The organism is Actinomyces marseillensis (assembly GCF_900155605.1).
Classification (GTDB): Bacteria; Actinomycetota; Actinomycetes; order Actinomycetales; family Actinomycetaceae; genus Pauljensenia; species Pauljensenia marseillensis.
In genome coordinates this window covers 1,964,102-1,988,611 of sequence record NZ_LT707420.1, presented here as the reverse complement: position 1 = coordinate 1,988,611, position 24,510 = coordinate 1,964,102, and the positions used below count along the sequence as shown (strand labels likewise).

The 24,510-nt window shown below is 55.7% G+C and carries 23 protein-coding genes and 1 pseudogene; 15 read left to right on the top strand and 9 right to left on the bottom strand.

The window, feature by feature from the left end; translation table 11 throughout:
- The 11 genes from BQ8011_RS08770 to BQ8011_RS08720 all read left to right on the top strand — a co-directional run.
- Positions 1-1,233 (top strand): 3'-5' exonuclease (locus BQ8011_RS08770; protein WP_159436440.1); only part of this gene is annotated, 1,233 nt, incomplete at its 5' end.
- Positions 1,234-1,315: 82 nt separating this feature from the next.
- A complete protein-coding gene (sucC, locus tag BQ8011_RS08765; RefSeq protein WP_072456408.1) occupies positions 1,316-2,488 on the top strand; it encodes an ADP-forming succinate--CoA ligase subunit beta in 1,173 nt (390 codons plus the stop codon).
- Positions 2,489-2,506: 18 nt separating this feature from the next.
- A complete protein-coding gene (gene sucD, locus BQ8011_RS08760; RefSeq protein ID WP_072456406.1) occupies positions 2,507-3,430 on the top strand; it encodes a succinate--CoA ligase subunit alpha in 924 nt (307 codons plus the stop codon).
- Positions 3,427-4,890, top strand: coding sequence for a cell division protein PerM (locus BQ8011_RS08755; protein ID WP_072456404.1), 1,464 nt, complete (start codon positions 3,427-3,429; stop codon positions 4,888-4,890). The genes sucD and BQ8011_RS08755 overlap by 4 nt, the downstream gene beginning before the upstream one ends.
- A gap of 73 nt (positions 4,891-4,963) precedes the next feature.
- Entirely contained in the window at positions 4,964-6,535 is a 1,572-nt protein-coding gene (guaA, locus tag BQ8011_RS08750; protein ID WP_072456402.1) for a glutamine-hydrolyzing GMP synthase, read from the top strand.
- Between the two features lie 181 nt (positions 6,536-6,716).
- Positions 6,717-7,298, top strand: coding sequence for a type IV toxin-antitoxin system AbiEi family antitoxin domain-containing protein (locus BQ8011_RS08745; protein ID WP_072456400.1), 582 nt, complete (start codon positions 6,717-6,719; stop codon positions 7,296-7,298).
- The gene (locus BQ8011_RS08740; RefSeq protein ID WP_072456398.1) at positions 7,295-8,149 is read left to right on the top strand and encodes a nucleotidyl transferase AbiEii/AbiGii toxin family protein; all 855 of its coding nucleotides are present in this window, start codon (positions 7,295-7,297) and stop codon (positions 8,147-8,149) included. The genes BQ8011_RS08745 and BQ8011_RS08740 overlap by 4 nt, the downstream gene beginning before the upstream one ends.
- A gap of 97 nt (positions 8,150-8,246) precedes the next feature.
- The gene (locus BQ8011_RS08735; RefSeq protein ID WP_157884996.1) at positions 8,247-10,493 is read left to right on the top strand and encodes a YecA family protein; all 2,247 of its coding nucleotides are present in this window, start codon (positions 8,247-8,249) and stop codon (positions 10,491-10,493) included.
- 173 nt (positions 10,494-10,666) lie between these two features.
- A complete protein-coding gene (locus BQ8011_RS08730; protein ID WP_072456394.1) occupies positions 10,667-11,536 on the top strand; it encodes a DUF2262 domain-containing protein in 870 nt (289 codons plus the stop codon).
- A 136-nt stretch (positions 11,537-11,672) separates the two neighbouring features.
- On the top strand, positions 11,673-12,695 hold the full coding sequence (locus BQ8011_RS08725) for a DUF5692 family protein (RefSeq protein ID WP_072457771.1): 1,023 nt from the start codon (positions 11,673-11,675) through the stop codon (positions 12,693-12,695).
- A gap of 30 nt (positions 12,696-12,725) precedes the next feature.
- Positions 12,726-13,685 carry a DUF5692 family protein gene (locus tag BQ8011_RS08720; protein WP_072456392.1) on the top strand — a complete coding sequence of 320 codons (960 nt, stop codon included), beginning with the start codon at positions 12,726-12,728 and terminating at the stop codon, positions 13,683-13,685.
- A gap of 56 nt (positions 13,686-13,741) precedes the next feature.
- Here BQ8011_RS08720 and BQ8011_RS08715 read toward each other — a convergent pair.
- Positions 13,742-14,302: pseudogene (locus BQ8011_RS08715) on the bottom strand (class I SAM-dependent methyltransferase); the annotation flags it as partial.
- Between BQ8011_RS08715 and BQ8011_RS08710 the strand changes: the two are divergent.
- Both BQ8011_RS08710 and BQ8011_RS08705 read left to right on the top strand, forming a co-directional pair.
- Positions 14,258-14,812 (top strand): DUF5692 family protein, encoded by a 555-nt coding sequence (locus BQ8011_RS08710; protein WP_200801141.1) that lies wholly within the window; start codon positions 14,258-14,260, stop codon positions 14,810-14,812. The pseudogene BQ8011_RS08715 and the gene BQ8011_RS08710 sit on opposite strands and share 45 nt — an antisense overlap.
- A 30-nt stretch (positions 14,813-14,842) precedes the next feature.
- Positions 14,843-15,802 carry a DUF5692 family protein gene (locus tag BQ8011_RS08705; protein WP_072456392.1) on the top strand — a complete coding sequence of 320 codons (960 nt, stop codon included), beginning with the start codon at positions 14,843-14,845 and terminating at the stop codon, positions 15,800-15,802.
- Between the two features lie 56 nt (positions 15,803-15,858).
- Here BQ8011_RS08705 and BQ8011_RS08700 read toward each other — a convergent pair whose 3' ends face one another.
- The 6 genes from BQ8011_RS08700 to BQ8011_RS08675 all read right to left on the bottom strand — a co-directional run bounded on the left by BQ8011_RS08700 (position 15,859) and on the right by BQ8011_RS08675 (position 20,972).
- Positions 15,859-16,704, bottom strand: coding sequence for a class I SAM-dependent methyltransferase (locus BQ8011_RS08700; RefSeq protein ID WP_072456390.1), 846 nt, complete (start codon positions 16,702-16,704; stop codon positions 15,859-15,861).
- A 4-nt stretch (positions 16,705-16,708) separates the two neighbouring features.
- A complete protein-coding gene (locus BQ8011_RS08695; RefSeq protein WP_231945311.1) occupies positions 16,709-17,275 on the bottom strand; it encodes a DUF6652 family protein in 567 nt (188 codons plus the stop codon).
- A 57-nt stretch (positions 17,276-17,332) separates the two neighbouring features.
- The gene (mcrC, locus tag BQ8011_RS08690) at positions 17,333-18,367 is read right to left on the bottom strand and encodes a 5-methylcytosine-specific restriction endonuclease system specificity protein McrC (RefSeq protein WP_072456386.1); all 1,035 of its coding nucleotides are present in this window, start codon (positions 18,365-18,367) and stop codon (positions 17,333-17,335) included.
- Complete coding sequence (locus tag BQ8011_RS08685) at positions 18,364-19,782, bottom strand: AAA family ATPase (RefSeq protein ID WP_083429956.1); 1,419 nt, start codon at positions 19,780-19,782, stop codon at positions 18,364-18,366. Before BQ8011_RS08685 ends, mcrC begins: the two co-directional genes overlap by 4 nt.
- A 65-nt stretch (positions 19,783-19,847) precedes the next feature.
- A complete protein-coding gene (locus tag BQ8011_RS09215; RefSeq protein ID WP_231945310.1) occupies positions 19,848-20,390 on the bottom strand; it encodes an HsmA family protein in 543 nt (180 codons plus the stop codon).
- Between the two features lie 15 nt (positions 20,391-20,405).
- On the bottom strand, positions 20,406-20,972 hold the full coding sequence (locus BQ8011_RS08675) for a TetR/AcrR family transcriptional regulator (protein WP_072456384.1): 567 nt from the start codon (positions 20,970-20,972) through the stop codon (positions 20,406-20,408).
- Positions 20,973-21,063: 91 nt separating this feature from the next.
- Between BQ8011_RS08675 and BQ8011_RS08670 the strand changes: the two genes are divergently transcribed.
- Positions 21,064-21,687 (top strand): TetR/AcrR family transcriptional regulator, encoded by a 624-nt coding sequence (locus BQ8011_RS08670; protein ID WP_072456382.1) that lies wholly within the window; start codon positions 21,064-21,066, stop codon positions 21,685-21,687.
- Complete coding sequence (locus tag BQ8011_RS08665) at positions 21,687-22,151, top strand: hypothetical protein (RefSeq protein ID WP_072456380.1); 465 nt, start codon at positions 21,687-21,689, stop codon at positions 22,149-22,151. The genes BQ8011_RS08670 and BQ8011_RS08665 overlap by 1 nt, the downstream gene beginning before the upstream one ends.
- 71 nt (positions 22,152-22,222) lie before the next feature.
- Here BQ8011_RS08665 and BQ8011_RS08660 read toward each other — a convergent pair whose 3' ends face one another.
- Positions 22,223-23,428, bottom strand: a complete 1,206-nt coding sequence (locus BQ8011_RS08660) for an AlbA family DNA-binding domain-containing protein (RefSeq protein ID WP_072456378.1) — start codon at positions 23,426-23,428, stop codon at positions 22,223-22,225.
- Between the two features lie 297 nt (positions 23,429-23,725).
- Positions 23,726-24,493 (bottom strand): hypothetical protein, encoded by a 768-nt coding sequence (locus BQ8011_RS08655; protein WP_083429955.1) that lies wholly within the window; start codon positions 24,491-24,493, stop codon positions 23,726-23,728.
- Between the last annotated feature and the right edge of the window lie 17 nt (positions 24,494-24,510).

Sequence of the window (24,510 nt, the reverse complement as noted above, 5' to 3'; positions counted from 1 at the left end):
CCCCGCCGCGGAATCGGCCCGAAAGCTGAAGCTGACCTCATTGCCCACAGCGATCGCTATGGGATTTCTATGGGCGCGGCCGCTAGGGATTGCTGGATTTCTCAGGGCCGAGGCCTCGGGGAAGCAGAGGGCACTGGCCTGACTCTCGCGGAGCTTCCCGCGGAAGAAACTGAGGAAGCGCGAGGCGGCGTGGCTGGGCTCAGTCCGCGCGCGGCCTCGGCAATCGCAGATTTTTGGGGATTGATCGAGGCCATGCGCCGCGCGGAACAAGCAGGTGCGAATGCTGCGGAGATCCTCGAAGAAGTTCTTGACCGCACGGGGTACTTGGCGACTCTGCGACGCTCCCAGGATCCGCAGGATGCCTCGCGAGTGGAAAACCTTGCGGAATTGCATGCGGTCGCACTTGACTTCGCAACGACCAGCGGCGAGGTCGGGCTTGCGGGATTCCTCGAGCGCGTTGCCTTGGTCGCGGACTCCGACCAGCTTCCCGAGGAAGAAAGCGGAAGCGGTCAGGTGACCCTCATGACGGTTCACACCGCGAAGGGCCTGGAATTCCCGGTCGTCTTTGTCACCGGTATGGAGGATGGAACCTTCCCGCACCAGCGTTCGCTGGGTGAGCCCGAGGAACTCGCGGAAGAACGGCGCCTTGCCTACGTCGCCATCACGCGTGCTCGCAAGCAGCTGTACTTGACGCGCGCCGCTGTTCGAAGCGCGTGGGGAGCGCCCCAAGAAATGCCGCCCTCGCGATTTTTGGATGATATTCCCGCTGAATTGCTTGACGTGCGTCGCTCGAGTACTTCCATGGAACGCCTGCGCGGCGGCTATGGCGCGGGATCGGGCTACGGCTCGAGTTACGGCGGATATTCGGGAGGCTCCGGGTACGGAAGCGACTACGGGTACTCGCGACGGCGAGACGATGACGGTGGTTACGTTTTCGGCGGTAGTTCCGGCGCGGGTAGCGACGGCGGTCCGCTTGCGGGCCGAGGCCTCGGCGGCTCGCGCGGCACACCAGCCCCGCGTACGACAGTTTCGCGTCCGACCGGTGCAAGCACACCCAAGCAGACCCTCAAGCCTGAGGAAACTCGGGTTGGGGATCGCGTCCGTCACGCGACCCTCGGGGAAGGCGTGATTATCGGCTTGGAAGGAGCCGGTGAGCGAACCATCGCGGAAGTTGCCTTCGCGTCAGCTAAAAAACGCCTGTTGTTGCGGATGGCCCCCATGGAAAAGATCTAAGGCACTGTAGGCTTAAGACAGTAGCGCGCGAACGAGTTGCCGCGCGTACAAACGCCCCTCGGGCACAAAGTGAAGGGACACAATGGATCTCTACGAATACCAAGCACGGGAGTTGTTCGCTGCTCACGGCGTCCCCGTGCTCGCGGGAATCGTTGCAAGCACGCCAGACGAGGCTTTCGAAGCTGCACAGAAGCTGCTTGGTGAAAATGACCTCCTTGTCGTCAAGGCGCAGGTCAAGATCGGCGGACGCGGGAAGGCCGGCGGAGTGAAGCTCGCTCGCACCGCTGAAGAAGCGCGCGAGAAGGCCCAGGAAATCCTTGGAATGGACATCAAGGGACACACAGTCCACAAGGTTCTCATCGCTGCGGGCGCCGATATCGCCGAAGAGTATTACTTCTCAATCCTCTTGGACCGCTCGGGACGCCGTGAGCTGGCAATGTGCTCTGCTCAGGGCGGTATGGACATTGAAACCCTTGCCCGCGAACACCCCGAGGCACTTGCCCGCGTGGGTTTGGACCCGAAGGTCGGAATCGACGAGGACGTTGCAGCACAGATCCTGGGGCAGGCTGGTTTCTCGCGCTCCATGATTGACAAGATTTCCCCGGTGCTCATCGGGCTTTGGGATACCTACCGAGGCGAAGACGCCACCCTGGTTGAGGTGAACCCCTTGGTCCTCACCGAGCAAGGTGATGTTTTGGCGCTGGATGGCAAGGTCTCGTTGGATAACAACGCCGCTTTCCGTCACCCCGAACACGCCGCCTTTGCCGATAAGTCCGCGCAGGATCCGCGCGAGGCCATGGCGAAGGAAGCCGGACTGAACTACGTGCGCTTGGAGGGCCAAGTGGGCGTCATCGGTAACGGCGCCGGCTTGGTTATGTCGACCTTGGACGTTGTGGCCTTGGCGGGTGAAGAATGGGGCGTGAAGCCCGCGAACTTCCTCGATATCGGCGGCGGCGCCTCGGCAGAGGTTATGGCCAAGGGACTCGATGTGATCTTGGGAGACGAGCAGGTTCGCTCCGTGTTCGTCAACGTTTTCGGCGGAATCACCGCGTGCGACCAGGTCGCTCGCGGCATCGTCGGCGCACTGGAAACCCTGGGAGATGCAGCCTCTAAGCCGCTGGTCGTGCGCTTGGATGGCAACAAGGTTGAGGAAGGCCGCGCGATCTTGCGCGAGGCCGCACACCCCCTGGTGCACATGGAAGAAACAATGGATGGCGCTGCTCGCCGCGCAGCCGAGCTGGCCGCGAACGCCTGAGACGGGACGGGACTCATCATGACAATTTTTATTGATTCCACTTCGCGCGTCATCGTTCAGGGAATGACCGGTTCCGAGGGGCAGAAGCACACCGCTCGCATGCTCGCTGCCGGCACGAAGATCGTTGGCGGCGTGAACCCACGCAAGGCTGGAACCACCGTTACTTTCAACGTTGATCCCTACGGTCCGGGCGCTGAGGACCGCGCTGCCGGTGAGGTTGAGGTCCCCGTTTTCGGCTCGGTTGCACACGCTCGCGAAGAAACCGGCGCGAATGTCTCGGTCATCTTCGTGCCACCGGCATACGCAAAGGATGCGGCAATTGAAGCAATCGACGCTGGGATCGAAACACTGGTCGTCATCACCGAAGGCATTCCCGTTCAGGATTCAACTGCTTTCGTTGATTACGCACTTGAGCGCGGCGTGCGCCTGATTGGCCCGAATTGCCCCGGAATTATCAGCCCCGGACAGTGCAATGTCGGCATTACTCCGGCCGATATCACTGGTCCTGGCCGCCTGGGCTTAGTGTCTAAGTCGGGCACTTTGACCTACCAGCTCATGTACGAGCTGCGCGACCTGGGATTTACGACCTGCATCGGCATTGGCGGCGACCCGGTTGTGGGAACCACTCACATCGATGCGTTGGAAGCTTTCGAAAACGACCCCGACACGGACCTCGTCGTCATGATCGGTGAGATTGGCGGCGACGCCGAAGAACGCGCCGCAGCCTGGATCAGCGAGCACATGACCAAGCCGGTCGTCGCCTACATCGCGGGCTTCACGGCCCCCGAAGGTAAGACCATGGGCCACGCGGGCGCGATCGTGTCGGGAAGCTCCGGCACGGCCTCGGCAAAGGCGAAGGCACTGGAAGCGGTTGGCGTGAAGGTCGGTCGCACTCCCTCGCAGACTGCGCTTCTTGCGCGTGAGGCGCTGGCTGCTCGATGAGCGAAGACACTACCGCAGCAGAGCGGACCACGGTCACAACGGTCTCGGCTCGCCCAACGATCCGCGTTGCCCTCCCGCAGGGGTGGGCGCGCGCAGTGCTCTCGGGAATCGAGGCCGCACTGCTCGGGTGGGCACTGGTCGTTGTCCCCACCTTGATCGCCTATGCTGCGGTGGCGTCGAACCAGTGGCTGGTATCGACGACGTGGGAAGATGCTTTCCATTTCGCCTCGGATTTGTGGGGCGCGGCTCTTGGAGCGCAGGTGGTTTCCGGCGAGGTTTCCTATCGAGCAGTGCCTCTGCTGTTTGTTCTTGTCCTGATTGGTCTGACCAAGCTGCTTTTGCTGCAGGGGCGGCGTTTCCCCGCAGCAGCGCAGTGGATGGCGGTCCCCGGTTTTGCCGTGACCGCGCTGCTTTTGGCCGGCGGCATTGGCACGCACGTGCGCGTCTTGGGTGCATTCCCGCTGGCCATCGCGATCCCGCTCATTGCGGCCGCATGGGAAGTTGCCCGGGCTCCTCACAGCTTGGAATTGCGGCTCGACATGCCGCAGTGGTTGAGTTCGGGCGTGCGCCTAGGCTGGCGCGCCTCGTGGGTTTTGGCTGCTTACGGCGGACTTTTCCTGTTGATTTCGGTGACCCAGTCCTGGTCGCGGATTCGTGGGATTCACGAGCTTTTGCTGCCGACCTCGACGGTTGATTCGACAATGATCACGCTCGCGCAGGTGCTCTTCATTCCCAACGCGATTGTGTGGGCGCTGTCCTGGCTAGCCGGGCCTGGTTTCTTCATGGGGAGTGATGCTCTGCATTCGCCGGCCTCCGCACCTACCATGCCGATCCCCGCGATCCCACTTTTTGGTGCGACTCCCGTGAGCGCTCCCGGAACCTGGGTCATTCTTGCGCTTGTTCTTTTCGGCGTGGGAGTGGGCGTGTACCTACGCCTACGCAAGGGCAGTGAATCGCTTCTCGATGACCTGTACCAAGGTCTCGTCAGCGCAGTGGTTATCGCTGCGCTGTATATGGTGTGCGTTTTGGCTTCCGCTTTCGTTTTGGGAACGGGGCGCTTGGCCTACCTTGGGCCGCGCATGTCCCTTTCCGCGCTGTGCCTTTTTGCCGAGGTGGCGCTGGGGATCGTGCTGACCGTGGCGCTTTCGCACCCGGTGAGCGTGGCGTGGGCGCGTGAGCTTGTGGGCGCTGGGAAAGCTCGGGTTCGCGAGCATCGCCATCACGAGGCCATAGCTGGGGGAGTAGCACCCGTGGAGCTTGTGCCTGAGACGCCGAGCGAGGATGTGCTTGACGAGACTGCTGGTGATGCGGTTGAAAACAGCGATGGTGTCGATGGTGTTGATGCACGTGAGGACGAAGTCGCTGAGAACGTCGCTGACGAAACTCAGGTCGCGGAGAACTCAGGGGATGACGCCGAAGCGGCTCAGGCCTCGGAAGAAGAGGACGCTCCCAGCAACTAAACCAACCCGGGTGTGGGGGAGCGCTCGCTACTTGGCCTCGTCGAAGAGGCAGTGCAGCAGGTAGCATGGTGGGGTGACTTCAGCTGATCTTCATCCCGTTCTTGTTGTCGATTTTGGTGCGCAGTACGCCCAGCTCATTGCTCGTCGCGTGCGCGAAGCAAGCGTCTATTCGGAAATCGTCCCGCACACCATGCCGGTCGCCGAAATGCTTGCGAAAGAACCCGCGGCAATCATCTTGTCTGGTGGTCCCTCGTCCGTGTATGAAGAGGGTGCTCCGTCGATTGATCCTTCGATCTTCGAAGCCGGAGTGCCCGTCCTGGGGATCTGCTACGGATTCCAGACCATGGCCCATGCTCTGGGCGGAACCGTGGGACGCACAGGAACCCGCGAATACGGACACACCGAGGCTTCTGTCTCCGGTGATTCCTGCCTGTTCGACGGCACCCCCGACGACCAGATCGTGTGGATGAGCCACGGCGATGCCGTCCAAGGCGCGCCCGAAGGCTTCACCGTCACCGCATCGACCTCCGAAACACCGGTCGCAGCTTTCGAATCCAGTGAGCGCCGCCTCTACGGCCTGCAGTGGCACCCCGAGGTTGGCCACTCACAGTTCGGCCAAGACGCTTTGAAGAACTTCCTCTACAAGGGCGCGGGAATTGAACCCACGTGGACGCCTGGTTCGATCGTTGACGAGCAGGTCGCGAAGATCCGCGAACAGATCGGTGACGCGCAGGTGATTTGCGCGCTATCCGGCGGCGTGGACTCTTCCGTGGCCGCGGCGCTGGTTCACAAGGCTGTTGGCGATCAGCTGACCTGCTTCTTCATCGACCACGGCCTGCTGCGTGCGGGTGAGCGTGAGCAGGTGGAGAACGACTACGCGCGAGGCATGGGTATCCGCGTCATCACGTGTGACGAGTCCGAGCGTTTCTTGTCTGCTCTGGCGGGCGTCACTGAGCCCGAGGCGAAGCGCAAGATCATTGGTCGTGAATTCATTCGCTCTTTCGAGGCCGCCCAGAAGCAGGTCATCGAAGAGGTCGGCGCCGCCGGTGGCGAAGTGAAGTTCTTGGTCCAGGGCACCTTGTACCCCGACGTCGTCGAGTCCGGCGGCGGCGAGGGTGCTGCGAACATCAAGAGCCACCACAATGTGGGTGGTCTGCCCGAGGACATGACCTTCGAGCTGGTCGAGCCCCTGCGTACCCTCTTCAAGGACGAGGTTCGTGCGGTTGGCCGCGAGCTGGGCTTGCCCGATTACCTGGTGAACCGCCAGCCCTTCCCGGGCCCCGGCTTGGGTATTCGCATCATCGGCGAGGTGACGCGTGAGCGCCTGGATATCCTGCGCGCTGCGGACCTGATCGCTCGCGAGGAACTCACCGCTGCTGGCTTGGATCAGGAGATCTGGCAGTGCCCGGTTGTCCTGCTGGCTGATGTTCGCTCCGTTGGCGTTCAGGGTGACGGCCGTACCTACGGCCACCCGATCGTGCTGCGTCCCGTGTCCTCTGAGGACGCGATGACGGCCGATTGGACGCGCCTGCCCTACGACGTTCTGGCGCGCATTTCTACGCGCATCACGAACTCTGTTGCCGAGGTTAACCGCGTGGTTTTGGACGTGACGTCCAAGCCGCCGGCAACCATTGAGTGGGAGTAATTAATCTTCGACGTTGGCTTAAACGCGTGGGCCCGGGAGCACTCTGGTGAGTACTCCCGGGTCCAATTCTCTTGTGCAAACTCTTTTGTGTAAGTCTATGGTTCAATCGTCCAAAAACATACATCCATGCTTAATATGCAGTAATATTCAGCATGGATGTACGAGCTAAAAAGAGGCGATTATGACCTTAATTGAGATTGCGAAAGGGCAGAACGGCTACGTGTCTGCATCGCAGGCCACGGCAGCTGGCATTCCCAGAAGGAAGCTCACCGAGGCCGTTGATAAGGGAGAGCTTGTTCAAGTTGGACGCGGCCTCTACGCTCTTCCGGAGACATGGGAGGACCCATACTTCGTTGCCCAGTACCGATTCTCGCGCGGCGTATTCTCCGATGACACGGCGCTCTTTCTGCATGGTATGACCGACCGTGCGCCCTTTTCCCTCACCATGACCTTCCCCAGAACCTACAATGCCACACCCGCTAGAGAATCGGGGATACTCTGTCGTTCCTGCGCCGATGAGGTGCTCGAGCTTGGGGTGGTAGAACTGACTACCCAGCACGGCAACGCCGTCAGGGCATACGACCTGGAGAGAACACTTTGTGACCTGGTTAGGGGACAGCGTATGGTCGACTCACAGGTAGTTGCCCCGGCGATGCAGGCCTATGTCAGAAGCTCAAAGAGAGATGTAGCGAAGCTCATCGAGTATGCGCGCAAGCTCGGCGTCGAGAGGAAGATCCGGAACTACCTGGAGGTGCTGCTGTGAGGACAAAGAACACAATGCAGCTTAAGGCGCGCGTGAATAGCATGGCCAAGGAGGCGGGTATCCCTGCGCAAGCGCTCATGCAGAGCTACCTCCTCGAGAGGTTGCTCGAGCGCCTCTCGAGATCGAAGTGGAGGAATAACGTCATCATCAAGGGAGGTATGCTCATCTCCTCTCTTGTCGGCGTCAGGTCAAGGACCACAATGGACCTGGATACGACGGTGAGAGGGTTCGCCCTTACTCACGAATCCGCAGAAAGAGCATTCCGTGACATTGCAGCGGTGCAAGCAGACGATGACTGGAAGTTCGAGTTTGACAGGACAGAGGACATTCGAGAGACCGATGAGTACACGGGTATTCGTGTGCACCTGAAGGGGATCTACGCGTCTATGGTCGTCCCACTGACAGTGGACGTTACCACTGGTGATCGGATTACGCCGGACGCGGTGGAATATAGCTACCCGCTCCTCTTCGATGAGGGTGATATCAGTCTGATGGCCTACCCGATTGAGACGGTGCTTGCGGAGAAACTTGAGACCGTGGTATCCCGCGGTGTTGCCAACACTCGCCCGCGAGACTTCTATGACATCCATGTCCTGCTGGGAGTCAAAAGAAGTGATATCGATATGGGAATGTTGAGAAACGCCTTGGCTTTGACGTGCGAGAAAAGGAATAGTCAAGCCGCCATAGAACGCTGGGCAGAAGTGCTCGACGATGTTGCCGGCGACGCAGTCATGCAAGCGCAGTGGGTGAAGTATGTGAGGAAGAATCCGTTCGCAAAAGGAATTTCGTTTCAAGAGTGCTGCGAGACAGCAAAGGCCGTTCTTGAAGAGTTGACCAATATTGGCAGTTAAGACCTACGGCAGGTAGTAGAAGAACTGAAATGGCAGGGTGTTTGACTTAGCGTTCGTCTGGGTTATGGTGCGGCGCGTTGTGTTCCAAGGGGCAAATGTGAATGGCAATGAAATTAAGAATGAAGCGTCGGCCGGAATGAAACAGCTGGCTGAAGAAATTAACGAGTGCATCGAATCTATTCGAAGATACATTCAAATTGATCGACAAGAGATATTGCTAATGGCCGTTAGCTATATCACGACTTTCAGTAATCCTATCCCTGAAGGGGATGTCCTCTTCTACAGGCAAGATGATGTGCCGTCCCGCCCCGTCGAATACCTGCAAAGTCTCATCGCTGCAACGGATAACACAATCTGTGCCCATGTCTCTGATGAAGATATTGACCGACTGGCGCATAGGTATGTTTATGACCAAAAAATACTGTTTTTTAAGTCGCTAGAATACTTGTCGTACCGGTACTGGGAGCTCGGAGATGGCAATGAAACAAGTCAGCTGGCCTTCGAAGCTCAATTAATGCATATGGTTAGAGGGAATAGATATCGCTTCCTTCAGATTGATTATCTTCGGCCACTTGTGCTCGCTCACGATGATGAATTTCAAAAACTGTTCGGTGTGACGGCAAATGAAGTGGTCGCTGGATATGAAAAAATTGAAATAGCGTTGTTAAACGGCCGACTTGAAGTCCTGGATGCTTTAAGGAAGCTTTGTGACAAGGCAAGATTTGCTGACGACTCCGATATTTCGAGTATTCCTGACGAGGATGTGAAAGCAGTTGAAGACGCGTTCTCCGTGAGCCTTTTCAATGTCACTAGGATTACTGGTTGGCCCGAGGCTTTTGTCGATGCCCTGTCGTTTGCTCCGGGTGAGGCTTGTTTCTTCGAAGAAGGAGAAATGCAGTATTGGCCGATAGTTACGCTCCCGATCGTAGATCGGCCATTCATCAAGATAGGCGGAGACAGCTACTGCTTCGACTACTACGCGCTTACCGATAATTTCTATAGGGCAATCCAGAAATTAATTCTGCGTACCGATTTCGACTATTCGGAGCGATGGCAGCAAAGGCAAAAAGAGGCTAGTGAAAGAATGGTCGAATCGGTTTTCAAGGAGATGCTTCCAGGGTGCTCCACACATAGGGATAACTATTACGGAAGCAAGAAGCATCGAAGTGAAAACGACCTTCTGATTAGGTATAGAGATGCGTTGTTGGTGATCGAAGTTAAAGCTGGCAGCTTTACTGATGCTCCGCCGGTGTCAGGTTATGCTTCGCACGTCAATCGCTATAAAGAGCTGATAGGAAAAGCGAATAGTCAATGTGCTCAGATGAGAGATTATATTCGCCGTTCCAACACTAACTTGGTCCTCTACGACGAGCACATGCAGCCGAAGCAAATACTTGATATCTCGGACATCAAGAGCATCTTCTGCCTCTCCGTAACGGTAGACAACATTAACACTTATGCGGCTTGTGCAGAGAAACTTGGTTTTTTAGACCTTGAAGAAGGCGTGTCTTGCATAGCAATCGACGACCTCATGACTTATAGGGAATACTTCGATAATCCGCTAGAATTCCTCCACTTCCTCAAACAGAGAGAAATTGCGGCCCTCAATGAGAGGCTCATCCTTAAAGACGAACTCGACCACCTTGGCATGTACATTGCGCATAATTGCTATTCCCTAGAAGTCGACAGCATCGCGAAAGATAAGACCATTTATGTGTCAGGTTACAGAGAGGAATTGGACGAATATTTCGAGCGGCTTGGCACTCCTTCGCCCCAGCTTCAGAAGCCTCGGCAAAGTATGCCTAAGCGCTTTCGTGAAATAATTGACGTGTTGCTCAGCTCTGGCAATCCTCGAGCTGTTCACGTTTCCTCGTACCTGCTTGATTTCTCCAGCGAAGCACGTGAGCAACTATCTGACGGCATTGAAATGTCCCTGGAGAGACAAGCCGCAACTGGCAGACAGGTCGTTCTTTCGTTCTCAGGCACCGGGAATTCACTTCGTCTGACGTGTTTCGTGTTTCAAGATGAATTGTCTGACGTCATGTCTGATCAAGAAATGTTCGACTATGTTGCAACCATCCTTCTTGCGAACAAAGAAGACGAACGCATGTTGTTGTCGTTTAGATTCGATACGAGCCTAGCCCTCCAAACGGTTGATATGCGAACAATCACCCTTTCTCAGATCCCTTCATCTCGTTTTGACGAACTGAGAAAGCGCGGCGAGCGAATGGGTGATTTTCGAGTCGCCAAGTATGTAGAACAGTATGGAAGAATCGCGAGGAATCAACCCTGTCCATGCGGAAGCGGAATGAAGTACGGGAGATGCCATGGGCGAGGCAAATAGTTAGCGCTCGGAACGGGGTGCTTCGTTGTCAGAGAATCTACAATTGACCGCCAAGTACCACAATGAACCAACAGATCTGTGTGTAGATCAAAGCGCGTGTTGAGCTCGCGGATCCTTGAGTAGAGTAGCGTTCGTTGTAATGTACCCGCTTGGCCGTTCAAGGAGGAACCCTCATGAATTTACTTGAGTACATGCGTGCGAAAAACCGCATGACACAAGCGGAATGGGAGCGTACTTTTGAGGATGATGAACGCGAGATTCTTGTTGTCCTTGCTGAGGGACAAGGAGCCAATAAGAGGAACGGATTTTGGGAAGTCTCCGTTGATTTTCTCGCGCACGTGGAGTGCGAGACCGATACTTTGTTCCCAAATGAAGGGCGCTTAGTCTATCCCGCCACTGATGAGGACCATGATGCGGGAGATATATTTTCTCGCTTTAAAGAGCGGACGATTTATCGCGTGAAGGTACGCAAGAAGATTCCCGAAGAAGTACCTGAGATTGTTACTGCTTCCTCGCAGAATCAGTTTCGAGTTGTCGAGGTTTGTGAAGAGAACCCGCCGTGTCCAGAGCTGGAAGAGATTCTGGCTGAATATTGCAGGCCAATCATCTTGAATGATGAAGTCTTGGGGGAGTTAACCCTGGATAAAACCCTGGGGGTCTTTGAGGGGAAAACTCAGTGGCGCGGCGCGCCAATCGACATTTCACTGGAGGTTAACCCGGCTCAAAAGGCGAGCTGGACGAAAGCAAGAAAAGCGATGAAGAGCCTGCTCGCAAGCCAAGAACAATGGGACCGCGACATGCGTGCCTGTGCGGCGCGTTCGTTGACCACGAGCGCTCGCGATTGGCAGGAATCTGGGGACGACGAGGCTTCAGAAATTACAGAAGAGAGTTTTGCTCAGCGAATCGCGCTCAGCAGCATATCGATGAGCGCAGGTGGCTCATTCACCGCCTATTTCGACGATGATCAGATGTTCTTCGGACACTGCATCATGGTGCGAGGAACCCTAAAGAAAGGCGCCGTGTCGGCACATATGGGTGGGTGAGTGTCAAAGCTCACACTTAAGTCTGTTTTCCTTGCTAAAATTTCCCTCAAAGCACGAAACATGTCGACGAAGGCGTCATCGCATATCGTGCACCTTCCCTCGATGTGTTCACGAAAACATGCAGAGAGGATTCGTCGTGTTCTTTTACGAGCCGCTTTCAGCAACAGCGTGGGTGAGCGTCCTGCTCTACCTCGTATTTCTCATCGGCATGAATGAGTTATCGCGCCTCAACAAATGGGTCGGCGGCGCGATGTTCATCGCCCTGCCCATCATCTTGACGATCTTCGTCTGGACTCACACTGCAGTTGCTGGAACCGGTGCGGGCACATGGTTCCAATGGGTTAAGACCTACTCTTGCCTCGCAGGAGCGATCCTGGGGTGGCTCATTGTCTATTTCCCGGCCTTCCAAAAGAAGTACATTGTTTGTATCCCTCCCGTCGTCTTCGCCATTAACATCCTCGAAGCCTGCGTACGCGACTTCCAATTGACCGGTGTCAACGGAGTCGTTGACGGTTACATGGTTGTCGGCGGCCCGTGGAACGTTATCAACGGCGTCGCCGGTATTCTCAACGCAGTCTGTATCTGTGGCTTCTTCGGAATCATCGTGAGCCGCGGCAAGAAGAAAGACTTCATCTGGCCCGACCAACTGTGGTTTTGGATCATCGGTTATGACCTGTGGAACTTTGCCTACACTTACAACAGTGTTTCTGACCGCTCAATGTACTGTGGCCTTGTTCTTCTTGCGGCGTGCACGATCCCCGCGTTCTTCATCAAACGCGGCGCCTACGCCCAACACCGCGTCCGTACTCTTGCAGTCAACATGATTGTCACAATGACTGCCCCCTGGTTCTTCTTGCACCCGAGCTTCATCGTGCATTCAACGAACCGTCCTGAAGCACATATGACGATTTCAGTCATTGCGCTCCTATTCAACATTGGTGTCTTCGCCTATCAGGCCTACACGATCATCGCGAAGAAACGTAACCCCTTCAAGGGCGAGCTTTACATCGACAGCCCGCGCTTCCGTAGCGTCTACCTCGAGAACATTGACGTTCCTGAAGACGCACGCGAAGCGGCTCTGGCGAACCTTGAAGAATTTGGTTACGAGGCCGCGTGGGATGAAAAGGGCCGCGTGTGCACAATGGTCGCGCCCAAGTGAGCGGCGGCCTCGGGAATCAAGGAGGATTCCATGGGTATCTTGTACCAAGCAAGTGATCTGAAAGTTTGGGCAATCTGGCTTTTCGTTGTTTTCGCCCTCATGGCCTTCAATGAATTGGGGCGCACGAGCGCGTGGGGCGGCGTCGCGCTCTTCATCGTCGCACCCATCGTACTGACGGTTTTCGTCTGGCCCTATACCGCCGCTCCCGGTAACAGCTATGGGACTGGGAACTGGTTTAACTGGGCGAAAACTTATTCTGCGCTCGCGGGGTGTGTCGGTTTCATGGCGTTGCGATACGTCACGTGGCGCGGTAGTGATGGGGGAGTGCATCACCTTTACGAGAAGCGTTGGGCCTTGTGCTTTCCGCCCTTGATCCTTGCGATCAACATTGCCGAGGCCGTGGTGCGTGACGTGCAGATGTACACCTATGGTCTGTGGGATGGTGCGGTCGTTGACCACCAGTGGATGATATCTGGGCCGTGGAACATCATGAACGCCGTTGCCGGGGTCTTGAATATTGTGACGATTTGCGGGTGGTTCGGCATCTTCGTTTCAAAGGACAAGTCCCGTGACATGATCTGGCCTGACATGTTGTGGATGTGGATCATCGCCTACGATCTGTGGAATTTTGCGTACACCTACAACTGCATGTCGGACCACTCGACGTACACGGGACTCGCTCTGTTGATCGCCTGTACCGTTCCGACTTTCTTTACGAAACGAGGCGCGTGGCTCCAGCATCGCGCGCAGACCTTGGGGTTGTATGCGATGTTCGCCATGGCTTGCCCTCAGTTCTATACCTTTGGGGAGATACCCACGACTCACAATCCGACGGCGTTCTTTGTTGTGAGTGCGGTGGCTTTGGCGTCGAATGTCGCGCTTGCTCTGTACCAGTTTGCTCGGATTCGCGCTCAGCACTTGAACCCGCTGAAGGACGAGGTTTATACCGATACTGCTAGCTACCGCGAGGTTGTCGAAGAGAATCGGTGAGGTGTTGGGCGTGCGCCCGGTAGGGAAACTCCTCCGGGATACAGCTCTGCGCGCCCTCAGTTTTTGTGTGCGCTGATCGCAAACTGAAGCGGCAGACGCTCGGGGTGCTCACGAAGATGCCAGGCTCCAGTGGAATCTTGTTCCATGAGTTCGGGCCACGGACACCAGGCAGCGCGCGGAGTCTCCTCGAGCTCATCGATCACCAACCCCGCGTTGATGAGAGCTGTGACGATCTGGCCAAGGGAATGATTCCACTGGTGGTTCGTCGTGTGAGTAATACGCGGTGCACCGGGAGAATCCACGTAGCTTGAATCGTCATCCCACGTCATCGGAGCATCCTGCTCGAAGTATGGCTGCTCGATCTTGAGCCCGTCGGAAATATCCTCCCCGATTGTCATGAACATTGGGTGGTCATCGCGGATGAAGAAGGTACCGCCCGGCTTGAGTAGGGAGGCGATGACTCGTGCCCACTGGGCGATATCGGGCAGCCAGCACAGGACACCGATCGAGGTGTAAACCAAGTCGAAATCTCCGGACANGCAGTCTGTATCTGTGGCTTCTTCGGAATCATCGTGAGCCGCGGCAAGAAGAAAGACTTCATCTGGCCCGACCAACTGTGGTTTTGGATCATCGGTTATGACCTGTGGAACTTTGCCTACACTTACAACAGTGTTTCTGACCGCTCAATGTACTGTGGCCTTGTTCTTCTTGCGGCGTGCACGATCCCCGCGTTCTTCATCAAACGCGGCGCCTACGCCCAACACCGCGTCCGTACTCTTGCAGTCAACATGATTGTCACAATGACTGCCCCCTGGTTCTTCTTGCACCCGAGCTTCATCGTGCATTCAACGAACCGTCCTGAAGCACATATGACGATTTCAGTCATTGCGCTCCTATTCAACATTGGTGTCTTCGCCTATCAGGCCTACACGATCATCGCGAAGAAACGTAACCCCTTCAAGGGCGAGCTTTACATCGACAGCCCGCGCTTCCGTAGCGTCTACCTCGAGAACATTGACGTTCCTGAAGACGCACGCGAAGCGGCTCTGGCGAACCTTGAAGAATTTGGTTACGAGGCCGCGTGGGATGAAAAGGGCCGCGTGTGCACAATGGTCGCGCCCAAGTGAGCGGCGGCCTCGGGAATCAAGGAGGATTCCATGGGTATCTTGTACCAAGCAAGTGATCTGAAAGTTTGGGCAATCTGGCTTTTCGTTGTTTTCGCCCTCATGGCCTTCAATGAATTGGGGCGCACGAGCGCGTGGGGCGGCGTCGCGCTCTTCATCGTCGCACCCATCGTACTGACGGTTTTCGTCTGGCCCTATACCGCCGCTCCCGGTAACAGCTATGGGACTGGGAACTGGTTTAACTGGGCGAAAACTTATTCTGCGCTCGCGGGGTGTGTCGGTTTCATGGCGTTGCGATACGTCACGTGGCGCGGTAGTGATGGGGGAGTGCATCACCTTTACGAGAAGCGTTGGGCCTTGTGCTTTCCGCCCTTGATCCTTGCGATCAACATTGCCGAGGCCGTGGTGCGTGACGTGCAGATGTACACCTATGGTCTGTGGGATGGTGCGGTCGTTGACCACCAGTGGATGATATCTGGGCCGTGGAACATCATGAACGCCGTTGCCGGGGTCTTGAATATTGTGACGATTTGCGGGTGGTTCGGCATCTTCGTTTCAAAGGACAAGTCCCGTGACATGATCTGGCCTGACATGTTGTGGATGTGGATCATCGCCTACGATCTGTGGAATTTTGCGTACACCTACAACTGCATGTCGGACCACTCGACGTACACGGGACTCGCTCTGTTGATCGCCTGTACCGTTCCGACTTTCTTTACGAAACGAGGCGCGTGGCTCCAGCATCGCGCGCAGACCTTGGGGTTGTATGCGATGTTCGCCATGGCTTGCCCTCAGTTCTATACCTTTGGGGAGATACCCACGACTCACAATCCGACGGCGTTCTTTGTTGTGAGTGCGGTGGCTTTGGCGTCGAATGTCGCGCTTGCTCTGTACCAGTTTGCTCGGATTCGCGCTCAGCACTTGAACCCGCTGAAGGACGAGGTTTATACCGATACTGCTAGCTACCGCGAGGTTGTCGAAGAGAATCGGTGAGGTGTTGGGCGTGCGCCCGGTAGGGAAACTCCTCCGGGATACAGCTCTGCGCGCCCTCAGTTTTTGTGTGCGCTGATCGCAAACTGAAGCGGCAGACGCTCGGGGTGCTCACGAAGATGCCAGGCTCCAGTGGAATCTTGTTCCATGAGTTCGGGCCACGGACACCAGGCAGCGCGCGGAGTCTCCTCGAGCTCATCGATCACCAACCCCGCGTTGATGAGAGCTGTGACGATCTGGCCAAGGGAATGATTCCACTGGTGGTTCGTCGTGTGAGTAATACGCGGTGCACCGGGAGAATCCACGTAGCTTGAATCGTCATCCCACGTCATCGGAGCATCCTGCTCGAAGTATGGCTGCTCGATCTTGAGCCCGTCGGAAATATCCTCCCCGATTGTCATGAACATTGGGTGGTCATCGCGGATGAAGAAGGTACCGCCCGGCTTGAGTAGGGAGGCGATGACTCGTGCCCACTGGGCGATATCGGGCAGCCAGCACAGGACACCGATCGAGGTGTAAACCAAGTCGAAATCTCCGGACACTGCTTTGCGCGCGTCGTACACGTTCGCGTGAACGAACTCGATGTCAGCGCCCGCGCGCTGGGCGATGCTGCGCGCGTGGGCAAGCGAGGCCTCGGACAGATCGAGGCCAATGACGCGCGTGGCCCCGCGGCGCGCAAACCCGATCGTGTCCGTTCCGACGTGGCACTGCAGGTGGATGACCTCTTTGCCAGCAAGATCGCCGAATCGTTCGATATCTTGGGCCAGTTCGTCACTAATTGCCGTCGGGTCCTCGAACATGCGCTGGTAGTCGCAGTAGTTGCCAGCCATGTGCAACTCGGCGCGATCGTCCCAGTTGCGTTCGTTATCGGAAAACCATTGCGCTCGTCTGCTTGTTTCAGTCATTTGGTCATTGTACGTCGGAGGGGTGTTGGGGTGGGGTGCCTGCCGAGGCCTCGGCGCGGGCTTGGCGTGCCTTGTCCGCCCTGCGCAGCTGCAGGTAGAGGACAGCGGCGGAAAAGAAGTCCGCGACGGCGAAGAAGTGCAGTGCTATGTGGATCGCCGCGAAGGAGCCGGGGAGTAGTCCGCGTTTTGCCGCGCGAATCGAGGCCGCGAAACCGTAGGAGGATGTCGCGAGCATCAGAAGGTAGGACATTGCAAGCAGAGGAACCACGACGAAAGGTGCTGCAAGAAAAAGCCCGGGGATAACAAACATGATCGTCGCGATACCCGTGGCGTAGAGGAATATCAGTGTGTAGAAGGGGATCATGCAGAGCTTGAGGACTAGATCCCAAAAAGCTAGTCTGCGCGGGCTGCCTTCTGCTCGATCGAAGCATGCGCAGAGGATATTCGCGATCCCTGTAATCAATAGGAGAGTGCCCCACGTGGGCCAGTCTGTTCCCCAGCCGAAGACGTCATAAAAGGGCCCGCCACTGTAGACCGCAGCGATGAAAAGGAGCGGCAAAGCGGTGCGCACGACTTTGTACACGGCGAGCCTTCTTTCCGGTGAAAACTTGCACTACTGGCGAGGATATCACCGTGAAAAGTGCGCCTCCACAATCCCGTCGAGTTGTGCGCGGATCTCCTCAAAAGGCCTGTTGAGGTCGAGCGTCCTTACGCTAATCGCATTCCCGCTCATCTGGTACACGCCATCGGGGTAGACCTCTTCATCGGTCTTCGCATACAAGAGCATTCCTGACGCACTGTGTGCCTCGCCGCTATGCGCGGCCTCCATATTCTTCACATACGTGAAGATCTGATAGAGGTTCCCCGAATGCAGGCTCCGCGTACCAAAACGCTCCTGCGTGGAATGCGCATAGTACTTCGCGTCAATAATGAGCACAGTGTCCCCGCGCCTCAGAGTCACATCGGATCGCATCGTCGGCAGCATGTCATCAAAACCGTCATCGAGCGCCCACGCAATATGCGGCGCACTCGCCTGAATTTCTGGATGCTCCTGGCGGTAGTACTCCAAGATAAATTTCTCGTACAAGCGGCACATATTCTGCTCGTCCAGGAACTCCGCAAGCCGAGTTTCTCCGCCTTCATTGGTGTGCAAAAGCCCCGAGTAAATCAGCCAACAGACATTGATCAGCATGCGATAGGTCTGATTATTGCGATCAAAACGCATACGCCAGTTGGCCGCACCGAGTTCGATATCCGAAACCTCCGCGAAATAGGGGAGTAGTCTGCGCAATTCTTTCTTCCGAGGCCTCGAGATCCTTGACCGCAACAGGGCTGTGCACGTCGCTTTGATGATCTGGTTCATCTGCGTGTCGAGCGAAAACTCGTCGTAACTGCACACCAATTGCCGGCGCAGAATTGAGCGTGTTTTGAGGGACTCCGTAACCTCGATTTTTCCGCGCAGAGACGACAGTGGCTCCGTAACGTCGACATAGGAGTGCCCGAGGCCTCGCTTGAGTTGAGAGCGTACGCCGCGGATCAGGATCTCAGCCGAGAGCTCCGCGGTGGACGCAAATTCCTCGGTTGCTATCTCGCGGTACCCCTGCTGGCGTAGCACCTGGAAGGCGTACGCGAGCATGTAGTAGGTGTTACGAATCGGAATCATTGGATCGAGCGACGAAGAGCCTCAGACCAGACGCGGACCTTCTCCTGGTCATCGAACCAGTACTCGCCAAGCATGGGGATGAGCTCGTATTCAACGATCGCTGAAAGAGTGGCGTGATCGGCTGTTCCTCCGACGAATCCGCAGAAGTAGCTGTGTCCGATCATGAAGCCTTCACCAAGAGACTCGTCGCCCGCGATCTCGGTGTTCAGCCGGGCCACGCACGAAACCAAATTGTCGAAAGCGGCACTGCCCACGGCCTCGCGATAGCGTGTGAAACCAGTGGAAGAAAAGCCCGGGTTGAGGGTGAAGAATGCAAAGCGGCGACGCAGTGCGTAGTCGAGCAAAGCAAGCGAGCGGTCCGCAGTGTTCATCAATCCGATTAGGTACACATTGCTTGGCACGCAGAAACGCTCGCGCGAATAGAGCAGCTGGAGTTTGTTCTTCTCACCGCGTTTGTCGTTCTCGATGAGCATGAAGAGCTCACCGAAGATCTTTGAAAGATTTCCGCGGTTGATCTCGTCGATGATGAAGAAATAATCGCGCTCATTGTCATCAGCTGCCTGCTTGCAGAATGTATAGAACGTGCCTTTGGAAAGCTCGAAACCGTCCGCGCAGGGGCGGTAGCCCTCGATGAAGTCCTCGTAGGAATAGCTTTGGTGGAATTGCACCATCATGACGCGTTTGGCGTCTTTCACACCCATCATCGAATACGCGAGTCTCTTCGCCGCGAAGGTCTTGCCAACCCCAGGCGCGCCTTGCAAGATGACGTTCTTCTTCGCGCGAAGTAGCCCGGTGAGAGTGTCGTATTGCTGTTCGGACATGAAAACTTCCGAGAGGAAATCTTCCTTGTCATATGCGGGGTATTCGATCGCAGGCTGGTCGTCGAGCACCTCATCGGCCTCGACCTCGAAAAGAGTTTCAATGGCTGCGACAAGCGTTGTGTCATCCGTGATGTCAGTCAGCGTTTTCATTGGGAGTATGCGATCAACTGCCCACTCGCCCTTGTGTGTCCACTCAACGCTGCGGAGGTTGGAGAAGTGCCCCTGGGCCTCGTCGTATTCGTAGTCTCCGGTAACGAGGCCGCGCCCGAGGATCTTCCCTCGGCCTCCTTTCACGAAAACGACGTCGCCGGGCTTGAGGTCGTTGGCGAACTGCCAGAGCGCGTAGGCGTCGTTGCGAGGGTTGGTCGTTCCGCTGCTTGAGTCGACCAGCGCGAGGCGGATCGCTTCTTTGCTTGCGTACGCCGAGAGGTCGCCAGCTTCTCCCCAGGCAAGTCCCATCACTCCCTGGCTGTAGAAGTCCTCCCACATGCACGCGGCCTTACCCGGTGCATAGAGCCAGTAGTGAGTCGTTTCAACATCAGCGTCACCGAGGGAATTTTCGATGAGTGTCATATTGGAGGTGAATTGACCCATGTCTATAGCGGCCTTCCTTGAACGCGCTTGTAAACCTGGGTCTAATGCTAGTTTGTGTTGGGGCGTTATTGGCGCAGGCGCCTGGCCTCGGCCCCAAAGATCAGTAGCCCAGCGACAACAGACGTCCCGATCGCGCTGGCGAAGGCCACATTCGAATCGAGCTTGAGCGCCGGAATTCCCATGAGTATCCCGCATACGTAGGGCACGAGCCACACCAGCCACACACCAATGCTCAGGCGGTGGAAGTGTGAAAGCGTTTCGGGGTTCTTCTTCGCGTAGGCGATGGTTGCCCACGCGGCATGGATGATCATGAGGATGATCGCGAGCAATCCGGTGGTGGCGTGCGCAAGATTCGCCGAGTTGCCTCGCGCGATTACAGACATGACAGCAGTTCCCGCGGTGTCAAAGACCAGGCCCATGTAGAAGAAGATGATGTGTCCGAGCTTGAGCGTGCCCGCGCGGCGCTCGGCAAAGACGCCGATCGTGTAGAAAACAAGTGCCAGAGTGATAGCTGTCGAGGCGATTGCGATCATGGTTTGTCCCGTTCCGTTGATTGATGGATCTGCAATCCATGCTAGGAACGCGTGCGTGAACAACAATCCCCGCATGTTCACGCAAGGCTTCTACTTCGCCTCGTAGAGTCCCCGCTCAAGGAAAGTCAGCAAAAGCTCGCAGTCTTCGTCCCCCTTCTCGAGGGAGGTGAGTAGCGAACGCATGGTGAATTCTGCGATTGTCGAGGCCGTGGTCCCTTGGGGGAGTAGTGTCCAGTTAATGCGCGCGTCCTGCTCGAGGACGCTCTCAAGCTGGGTGCGCGCGTGCGCGAGAACGGAACCCATGGCCTCGTGCGCGGCTAAAAGGTCCTGTTTGGGCAGCTCTTCATGGTCGCGGAGCCACTCGCGGTGGAAGGAAATGAAGACTGCTTTCGTCTGCTCCCAGAGTCTGCGGCAAAACTCCACGAAGGACTCATTGCTCTCGATTCGGCACAGTTCTTGCGAGAGTGAGAGCTCAAAGTAGCGTCGCGCGGCGGCGACCATAATGTCGCTCTTTGAGGGGAAGACTTTGTAGAGGTATCCGACGGAAACTCCCGCGTCCTCGGCGACCGCTCGGGCGGAGATCGCGGCAAGGCCGCCCCTGGCGCCGATTGTGTAGGCAGCTTGGATGATGCGCTCTTTGTGGTCGAGAGTGCTCACTTTTGCGTTCCTCGCCTGTCAGGTATGGATGGGATATGTCTATACTGAACACTGTTCATTATAGAGTGAAACCGGCGAGAGGAGGATTTTCGTGCCCAAGCAGGTCATTGATAAAGACAAACTCATCGACCAGGCGTACGCGATCGCCGCGCGCGAAGGAATCTCCGCACTCTCCGTGCGAAAACTGGCCGGCGCTTGTGGAATCGCCGTCGGCTCGGTTTACATGTACTTCCCAACAAAAGCGGACCTGACGGCCGCAGTCTTCACGCGCTTCTTCGGCCAGGCTCTCTTCGAGGAGTGCTGCCGGGTTGACGGGCGCGAAAGTTTCACGGACTACGTGCGGAGATTGCGTGGTGCTTTGGGTGATGCTTTGGCGCAGATGGATGTCGATTGGTTCGCCGAAATGCGCCGCCTTCCCCGCAGTGAGCACGAGGCCTTGGAGGCTGCTCGCGGTCCGATGCTGGCTCACATGGAACAAGGACTCCAACATGTGTTGGAGTCGGACCCAGCGGTCGTACGCTCTCGGCTGGTTGGTGCGCTGAGTCCCGAGAAACTCTCTCCTTTTGTTCTGGGAACTATTTTTACCTCGCTCATGGAGGGCTCCGATTGTGAGCCTCTTTTCGCCCTTCTTGACGCCAGCTTGTACGAGGCCGTGGTTGAGAGTCGTGCTTCAGGATGCATTGCTGCGGCCCCGATTGAAAAGAAAGATTGCTGATGACACTGCTCAAAATAAAGAAAGAAAACCTGATTACCGTGGCCGGAGTGGTTTGGCTGCTGGCGGGTGTGAATGTTGCCCTGATCGGTGCTCGTGCCGCTGTTGAAATGAGTGGTGCTGCGGTTGGCGTTGCCGTCGCTCTTGTTGTCGGTGCTGTTGCTGCTTTCTTCGCCTTCCACGCAATGTTCGGCGAGATCGTCCTGAAGAACGCCCAGAGGATCCGAGGCCTGGACGGCGAGCGCCTGAACTTCCTGCGATTCTTGGACCTCAAAGGCTACCTGATCATGGCCTTCATGATGTCTTTCGGCTTCGGGCTGCGCTTAACTGGGCTCATCCCCAACTGGTTCTTCGCATTCTTCTACACAGGCTTGGGGTGCGCTCTGGCGCTGGCTGGGGCCAGCTTCCTCCTGCACCGAGCGTTTGGGGAAGGGTGGACTTTTCATGCTCGGCGGGTGGGGGAGTAGTACTGTGCCGGTCCCTCTTGAACTTGAGTCTCTTTGGCTTTAAGCGGATGCCTTCTGAAGCTACTGTGCTGCTAATGCTCTCTGAAACTAGTCAGCATTTCCTTGAGTACTGGAACAGCGCGCAAACTGTCTAAGAAATACTTCGGGTCCCCTTCGAATGTTGATGGCAGTTTGGGTGAATGCACCTCCTGCTCATCTATTCTCTTGGTAACAGCATCTTGATTTTTTCGTAGAAAGTCTTCAAAAGCTTCACGTTCGTGCTCGCTCTTAAATAGTAACAAGTGTGATAGAAACTTGTTTTTAGCTTCTATATTCGATGGCGTGTCAGCATTGAAATAAAAGTCATGAAGCGACCAGGCTATAGACTCTTCAATAAAATAACAGTATGTAATATCATGACGTTTATTTGTGTAGCATTGGTGCCAGTAAAAATATGATCGTTCAGGTGCTGGTGTGAGAAATAGTCCATCGTTTAAATCTGTGCCGGCAGTTGTAAAGAGTTTGGTCTGATGGTAAAAAACTTCAATGTCGTACCAAATTCGTTCATCGCTATCCTGTAGAGGGAGATAATATTCCCAATAAAGTTTATCGCGGGATTTCCGGAAGCTGACGGTGTATTCTGGTGCGAAGTCGTAGTATTTCTTCTCTGTGAATTCATCGTCTTCATCTGGCTCAAGAAATGTCCAGTTCTCTTTATCTCTCAACATGATTTGGACTTGTTTGAGTGGCGATAGCCCTAGTGAGAAGTGGTGTCTCCAGATCGCTTCAATTTCGCGCCAGCTCGCACCTTGTTCTTGAGGGGAATTTCGGTCTCCTTGGCGGTTTAAGATAATGTTTGCGTAAATATCTCCATCTTTTTTAGAAAGCATATACGGCATGTCTTCGGGACGGCTTTTGATTGCAAGGATATCCAGCAACGAGTTCTCATATGACATTGAATGCATAAGTATAAAAGGGGGTTGGCCACCCTTCCATTGCATGTTTTTAAGCATATCGATAATGTCGGATTGTGTTTTTCGATGTTTGTCATCGGAAATATCAACTGGTGAAAAATCCTTGTCGGAAATTCCGAAGATTAAATATGAGGTAGAGCTCTCAATATTGTTTGCAAGACAAATAATGTCGGCCTTTAGTTCTGAGCGGTTACTGTGCCATTCTTGTTTGAAATCCCAATATGTTCCTTCTCTTTGGAGTTTAATGAGAGAGGGAATTTCTTCCTCGATTTGTTCGATAAAACTACGCGTAGATAGCTCTGGAGTAACTGGAATGCTGTCCATTGTCTGTTCCTTCCGTGTGTTAATGAATGATGTTCGTATAACAGATGCTTGCAATAGTCACTATTCGAAGACCGGGGTACCTATACGTGAATTGACATCAACGTGAAGTAAAGATATGGCTTGTTGGTTTTTGGAATTGGTCGGCTTGTGTTCCGACAGTGGGGAAAAGATCTTTTAAGCATGATCTCCCTGAACCAGCACCGTGCTCTCCGCCTCGAAAACGCTGTGCTAAAAACAAGCCGGCTATCAGTCTACACTCAGCTCGCCGCACCTCGTGACGACTTGGGAGTCAAATTCTCAGAATTGTCTGAAATTAGCCCCAAACACTTCCGCCGTGTTCTCCCAATTCACGCCGTCACTCCCGTGCCACCAGTTCAAGGGATACGACAGGCTCTGCCTGAGATCACCGGTATCGCGCTCCAGTGGGGGAGTGAATGAATGCAGAAAACCGGGGTGCCCTGGCGCCTCGAGAATCCCGCAGATTCCCAGAGTCTCAACGATTCCAACGGCCTCGGTCTGCTTGCAAGGAAGCAACTTCGCGGTGCGGATAGCGGTCGCCAAGGCAGTGCCACTGGCCTCGTCGTCTATGGAATCAGCCAGCTCCAAGATCGACCGCACAATCTCCACATCGGCATCGCTCGCAACCCGCCGCTCCATTGACGCGAACTGCTCTAAGTAGAAGATCGGCTTCCCGATAGTCCCCCAAATACCGCCGCCCTTGTGCTTCACCCAGTTAAAGAAGGTGCCCGTCAGCTTCTCTGGAAGCTCCTGAGTCCGGCCTCGATCAAAAGAAAACCAACTGCGGGCATACACATAGGATGCCAAAATATAGCGGTAATCCACATCGCGCGAGGACAAGCTATATAAAAACGCCTGCGCCACATCCTCTAGAGACACAGCATCGAAACAGTGCGTCAGGACATCAAGCGCCTGATCGAGAGTAATCGGGCGATCCTCAACAACCACGCCCATCTTCCGGGCATAAGCAAGCTCCTCCGCACTCACCGAGTGCTTCTTCTGATCGTCCATCAAACGATTCAGAATCTGAACAGCCTTCTTATCCACGCTTACCCGCCCTTCGA

Excerpts from the sequence above, each read along its gene's own strand:
- sucC (WP_072456408.1), top strand. The coding sequence starts at position 1,316 with ATGGATCTCTACGAATACCAAGCACGGGAGTTGTTCGCTGCTCACGGC.
- sucD (WP_072456406.1), top strand. The coding sequence starts at position 2,507 with ATGACAATTTTTATTGATTCCACTTCGCGCGTCATCGTTCAGGGAATG.
- BQ8011_RS08755 (WP_072456404.1), top strand. The coding sequence starts at position 3,427 with ATGAGCGAAGACACTACCGCAGCAGAGCGGACCACGGTCACAACGGTC.
- BQ8011_RS08745 (WP_072456400.1), top strand. The coding sequence starts at position 6,717 with ATGACCTTAATTGAGATTGCGAAAGGGCAGAACGGCTACGTGTCTGCA.
- BQ8011_RS08730 (WP_072456394.1), top strand. The coding sequence starts at position 10,667 with ATGAATTTACTTGAGTACATGCGTGCGAAAAACCGCATGACACAAGCG.
- BQ8011_RS08720 (WP_072456392.1), top strand. The coding sequence starts at position 12,726 with ATGGGTATCTTGTACCAAGCAAGTGATCTGAAAGTTTGGGCAATCTGG.
- BQ8011_RS08705 (WP_072456392.1), top strand. The coding sequence starts at position 14,843 with ATGGGTATCTTGTACCAAGCAAGTGATCTGAAAGTTTGGGCAATCTGG.
- BQ8011_RS08700 (WP_072456390.1), bottom strand. The coding sequence starts at position 16,704 with ATGACTGAAACAAGCAGACGAGCGCAATGGTTTTCCGATAACGAACGC.
- mcrC (WP_072456386.1), bottom strand. The coding sequence starts at position 18,367 with ATGATTCCGATTCGTAACACCTACTACATGCTCGCGTACGCCTTCCAG.
- BQ8011_RS08685 (WP_083429956.1), bottom strand. The coding sequence starts at position 19,782 with ATGGGTCAATTCACCTCCAATATGACACTCATCGAAAATTCCCTCGGT.
- BQ8011_RS09215 (WP_231945310.1), bottom strand. The coding sequence starts at position 20,390 with ATGCGGGGATTGTTGTTCACGCACGCGTTCCTAGCATGGATTGCAGAT.
- BQ8011_RS08665 (WP_072456380.1), top strand. The coding sequence starts at position 21,687 with ATGACACTGCTCAAAATAAAGAAAGAAAACCTGATTACCGTGGCCGGA.
- BQ8011_RS08660 (WP_072456378.1), bottom strand. The coding sequence starts at position 23,428 with ATGGACAGCATTCCAGTTACTCCAGAGCTATCTACGCGTAGTTTTATC.